The organism is uncultured Demequina sp. (assembly GCF_913055775.1).
Classification (GTDB): Bacteria; Actinomycetota; Actinomycetes; order Actinomycetales; family Demequinaceae; genus Demequina.
Window position 1 is genome coordinate 1 of sequence record NZ_CAJXJX010000162.1, and the last position, 4,981, is coordinate 4,981.

The 4,981-nt window shown below is 69.6% G+C and carries 6 protein-coding genes; 4 read left to right on the forward strand and 2 right to left on the reverse strand.

The window, feature by feature from the left end; translation table 11 throughout:
* Positions 1–239: adenylyl-sulfate kinase (locus tag QZ483_RS12630; RefSeq protein ID WP_297084538.1), on the forward strand; the 239-nt coding region annotated here is incomplete at its 5' end.
* On the opposite strand, the gene lpxD is transcribed toward QZ483_RS12630, so the two are convergent.
* Together lpxD and QZ483_RS12640 are read right to left on the reverse strand one after the other, a co-directional pair.
* A complete protein-coding gene (gene lpxD / locus QZ483_RS12635; RefSeq protein ID WP_297084540.1) occupies positions 226–1,479 on the reverse strand; it encodes a UDP-3-O-(3-hydroxymyristoyl)glucosamine N-acyltransferase in 1,254 nt (417 codons plus the stop codon). The genes QZ483_RS12630 and lpxD overlap by 14 nt on opposite strands.
* A 16-nt stretch (positions 1,480–1,495) precedes the next feature.
* Positions 1,496–2,119 carry an OmpH family outer membrane protein gene (locus QZ483_RS12640; RefSeq protein WP_297084543.1) on the reverse strand — a complete coding sequence of 208 codons (624 nt, stop codon included), beginning with the start codon at positions 2,117–2,119 and terminating at the stop codon, positions 1,496–1,498.
* 118 nt (positions 2,120–2,237) lie between these two features.
* On the opposite strand from QZ483_RS12640, the gene panC reads away from it, so the two are divergent.
* The 3 genes from panC to QZ483_RS12655 form a co-directional block, all read left to right on the forward strand.
* Positions 2,238–3,065, forward strand: a complete 828-nt coding sequence (gene panC, locus QZ483_RS12645) for a pantoate--beta-alanine ligase (RefSeq protein WP_297084544.1) — start codon at positions 2,238–2,240, stop codon at positions 3,063–3,065.
* A 109-nt stretch (positions 3,066–3,174) separates the two neighbouring features.
* Entirely contained in the window at positions 3,175–4,086 is a 912-nt protein-coding gene (locus tag QZ483_RS12650; RefSeq protein WP_297084546.1) for a polysaccharide pyruvyl transferase family protein, read from the forward strand.
* 124 nt (positions 4,087–4,210) lie between these two features.
* Positions 4,211–4,981, forward strand: a 771-nt coding sequence (locus QZ483_RS12655; protein WP_297084548.1) for a glycosyltransferase family 2 protein, incomplete at its 3' end; no start/stop codon positions are given.

Sequence of the window (4,981 nt, forward strand, 5' to 3'; positions counted from 1 at the left end):
ATGGGACTTTTGTCGAGGTGCATGTCGCGACCAGCCTCGAAGAGTGCGAACGCCGCGACCGCAAGGGTCTGTATGCGTTGGCGCGGGCCGGGAAGATCAAGGAATTTACCGGTATTTCAGACCCTTACGAAGTTCCAGAGATACCGGAACTGGTACTGGACACCGAGGGCACCGATGTCGACCATTGCGCGCACCAGGTTCTGCTGAAGCTCGAGAGCCTTGGCCTTATCGCCGGATAAATACCGGATTCGGCCTTGCCCGCGCAGGAATTTGGTACAATCTGTGCGGGCACGGACAGAACGTCGTTAGCGCAAGACCGCCGCAAGCTGAGAGGCTCGAGACGGGATGATCAGGCATAGTCATAGGGGGCTTCTGCCGGCACTGGTTACCGGGCTGGTTCTTCTGTGCCTGACCACGATCCAGGCGTTGGCGCAGGATGGGGCGAGCGGGCAGGAGGCCTCCGCCGAAGAGGGGCTCGAAACGCTCCCGTACGAACTGAGCTTCAATATCGGTGGGTCGGACGACGAGCTTCGCGATGCGCTGCGTCAGGCCTCGGGCCTGAGGGCGCAGCGGAAGGAAGGGGCCGCCAGCGCGCCGGGACTGATCGCGCTGGCGCAGGGCGACTATCGAAACCTTCTGGCGGTGCTGTACGGGCAAGGCCATTTCGCGGGGTCGATCAGTATCCGTCTGGCGGGGGCCGAGGCGAGCACCTACGAGTTCGGCTCCGAGCTGCCGGCCGATCCGGACGTTGTGCCCGATCTGGACGAGGTTGTCGACCTTGGTGCCCTCCGAGATCACCGTCCGCCCGAAGCGGGCCCGGTCGACGGTGGTGTTGGCGCCGATTTCCACGTCGTCCTCCAGCACCACGATGCCGATCTGGTCGATCTTCTCGTGCCGACCCTTCACGGTCTCGTAGCCGAAGCCATCCGACCCGATCACGGCACCCGGTTGCAGGATCACCCGGTCGCCGATCTCGCAGCGCTCGCGGATGCTGACATTGGCATGGATCCGGCAGTCGCGGCCGATGCGCACGCCCTCGCCGACCACCGCGTTGGGGCCGATCTCGGAACCGTCGCCGACCGAGGCCCCGGCCATCACCACCGCGCCGGCATCGACCCGGACCCTGGCCGGGTCAAGCACCGCCGCAGGGTCGACCACCGCCCGCTCGTGCACCCCCGGCTCGAAGCGACGGGCCAGCGCCTCGGTGAAGTGCTTCACCGCCCGCCCGAAGGCGAACGAGGGATTCTCCACCGCCACCAGCGCCACCCCTTCCGGGCCCTCCTCGACCCCGCGGGGAACGATCACCGCTCCCGCGCGGGTCGCCAGGTACTGGGCGCGATACTTCTCGTTGCCGAGGAACGAGACGTCCGCGGAGGTCGCCTCGTCGAGCGCCGCGATGCCCTCGATGACATGAGAAAGCTCGCCCCGGACGATGTCTCCATCGACCAGCCGGGCGAGCTCGGAAAGGGTCAGTGCCACGGACGTGCGGCGGAGGTCACTCGCCGCCTTCCTCGGCGGCCGGCGCCTCATCGCCGGACTCCGGCGGCGCGTCCTTGTTGAGGTCCTTGAGCAGCACCGCGGTGATGTCCGTCGCGTCCTTGGTGTAGAGCATGAACGGCACCTGCGAGGTGCTCAGGCCCGACTTGTCGAACACGTAGTCGTAGTCCTCGCCCTTGGCCTGCTCCTCCACCAGCTGGCGGATCTCCTCGAGGATCCCCTTCATCCGCTGCATCATCTTCTCGTTGAGCGCCTGGTTGCGGCGCTGCAGGAACTCCCGGCGCTCGCGGTCCAGCGCGATCCCCTCGTTCTGCTTCATCTGCCAGTCACGATAGACCGTCTGCTTCTTCGCGTCGTTGATCGACGGGTCGTCGAGCATCTTGCGCATGTCCTGCAGCTCGGTGTCCAGCTCCCGGATCCGTGCCAGCCGCTCGTTGTTCTCCTTCTGGATGCGCGCCCGCTCGACGTTGATCTGCTTCTGCGCCTCGTTGGTGCGGTGGTACTCCTTGAAAAGCTGCTGCATGTCGACGGTCGCGATCTTCAGCTTGCCTTCCTGGGCCGCGGCGACTCCGCAAAGCCCGGCCGCCAGGATCACGGCGGTAAAACGACGGATGATGGTCATGAATTCGATAGGGTTCTCCCGTGAGGTTCGCGGGCACCGTGAACGGATTTCCGGCGGGCGTCAACGCCCGTCCCCATCCGCGCTTGCCGCATCCGCCGGGGGCGGAAATCCTGCCGCCATGCGCGTCGTCACCGACCCCGCCGAACTCCGCCAGGCCTCCCCCCCGCCGCTGGTCCTGGTGCCCACCATGGGCGCCCTCCACGCCGGCCATCTCGCCCTGGTCCGGCGCGCCCGCGAGGCCGCCGGCCCCGACGGCACGGTCGCCGTCTCGATCTTCGTCAACCCGATCCAGTTCGATCGCGCCGCCGACCTCGAGGCCTACCCGCGGCCCCTCGAGGCCGACCTCGACCGCTGCCGCGAGGCGGGCGTCGACCTGGTCCTCGCACCCCAGGCCGGCGCGATGTACCCTCCCGACCGCTCGGTGACGGTGCTCGAGACCTCGCTCTCGAAGACCCTCTGCGGAGCCACCCGGCCCGGCCACTTCGACGGCGTGTGCACCGTCGTCCTGAAGCTCTTCAACCTGTTCCGGCCCGCGGCCGCCGTGTTCGGCGAGAAGGACTTCCAGCAGCTGGCGATCATCCGGCGGATGGTCCGCGACCTCGACGTGCCGGTGGACATCATCCCCTTTCCCACCGTCCGGGAAGCCGACGGCCTCGCGATGTCGTCGCGCAACCTCCGCCTCAGCCAGGAGCAGCGCGCCGACGCCCCCCGGATCCACCGCAGCCTGCGCCACGCGGCGGGGCGGCCGGACCGCGAGGCCATGGTCGCCGCCGCCCGGGAGGGCATCGAGTCCCCGCTCAACCGCATCGACTACCTCGAGCTCGTCGACGCGGAGACCCTGCAGCCGCACCCGGACCCCGGACGCCGGGCCCTGCTCGCCGCCGCGGTGTTCTACGGCGAGGTCCGGCTGATCGACAACCAGCCGGTCGCGCCCGCCGCCGGCTGAGGCGTCGCGACCGCCGCGGGCACCATAATTCCTTGGCGTCCTCGGGGCCTTGGCGGTTGAATCGCCGCCCTCGGCACGCCCGGCCGAAGCTCCAGCCCCCGAACCTCCCTTGACCTCCGACTTCCTCGTCATCGGCTCCGGCATCGCCGGCCTGTCCTTCGCGCTGCGTGCCGCGAGCGCCTTCCATCACCACGCGACCACCGGCCACGGCTCGCCGATCGCGCTGGCCTGGTGGCCGCGCCCGTTCCCCGGGAACTTCGGGGACTGGCTGAGCCCGCTCATCGTCGGACACGCGACCGGGCGCCCCCTGCGCTTCCAAGCACCCACCGCGAAGGCGGCGGAACCCCACCTGATGGCTCTCGGGTCGATCGCGCGCTTCGCCAAGCGCAGCTCGACGGTGGTCGGGACCGGGGTCTCGACGCTCGACGTGGAGCTTGCCGCCAAGGCACGCTGGGTGTCGGTGCGGGGGCCGTTGACCGCGCAGGCCCTCCGCAACTCGGGTGGGCCGGACGTCGACAGGTTCGGCGACCCCGGGGTGCTCGTGCGACGCGCGGTGCCGCTCGAGCGTGGCGCCACGAACGGGCGCGTCGCGCTGGTGCGCCACTACGCGCACCTCCCGGTCCCGGTCCAGCTCTCGGATGACATGGACGAGTTCAGCGTGCTCGCCGCCCATCCCGACGAGCTCACGTCGCTGCTGTCCTCGCTCGTGCGCTACGACCGCGTGGTCACGAGCGCCATGCACGTCATGATCGCGTGCCACAGCTACGGGATCCCGTGCGCGCTCGTCACCTTCGAGGGCGTCGAGGATGCGGTGCCGGGCAGCGGCGTCAAGTACGAGGACTACGCGCTCGGCGTGGGCATTCGGGGCCTGCGCGGACCGAACCCGGTTCCGGCGGATCTGCGGGGCGTCGCGCTCGACGCCCTCACGCTGGACATCCGGCTCGACGACGCGGTGCTCGACCAGGTGGCGACCGCGATGAGGGACGCGCTGGCCCCCGTCGAGCGCTTCCCCGCGATCTAGGCAGGCGCGACCTCGCCGCGACGTCGGCCCGACCTCGGCACGACCATGGCGCCCGGACCGGCCCCGTGCCTTGATACCTTGTGGCGAGGTCGACGGGACGGTGCGGCCGCGTTTCGGAGGACTCATGCACGCTGCGGCGGCCCACGACGGGCTGACCATCGGATACTCGACCCTGCCCGAGCGCGTGGCGGCGATCAAGGTCCCGGCGCGCGAAGACGTCCGCTGCGTGGTCGTCATCCAGACCGGCAGGGGCGATCACGATTCCGCGACGCTGACGGAGCAGGTCCGCAGGCTCGAGGCCGCGGGTGCGACGGTCGCGCTGCTCGACTCGCTCGGAGTCGCGAAGAGCCGCAACGAGGCCATGCGCCTCACGCGCACCCGCTACCTGCTGTTCGGCGACGACGACGTGTCCGTGGACTTCGATGCGGTCGATGCGGTGGTCGCCCGCATGGACGACCAGGGCCTGGCGCTCGCGCTCGGGCGGGCGACGGATCCCGACGGAGTGCTCCGCAAGGACTACGCCGAGGAGGAGGTCCCGCTCACCCGGCGCAACAGCGGCAAGGCGGCGACGTACGAGATGGTCGTCGACGTGGAGCGGGCCAGGGCGGCTGACGTGTGGTTCGACGAACGCTTCGGCGCCGGCGTGCCGCAGTACCTCGGCGACGAGTTCATCTTCATCGTCGACCTGCTCGATGCCGGCCTGGAGGCACACGCGGTGCCCGAGGTGGTCGCGGTGCATCCGCACGAGAGTTCGGGCTCGCGGTGGGGGACCGACGCGGACACCGATGCCAGGGCAGCCGTGCTCGATCGGGTCTTCGGCGCGAGATCCCCGCTCTACAAGGCCGCATTCGCGGTGCGCCACTTCGAGCGGCTCGGAGGCTTCCGCGGAGCCTGT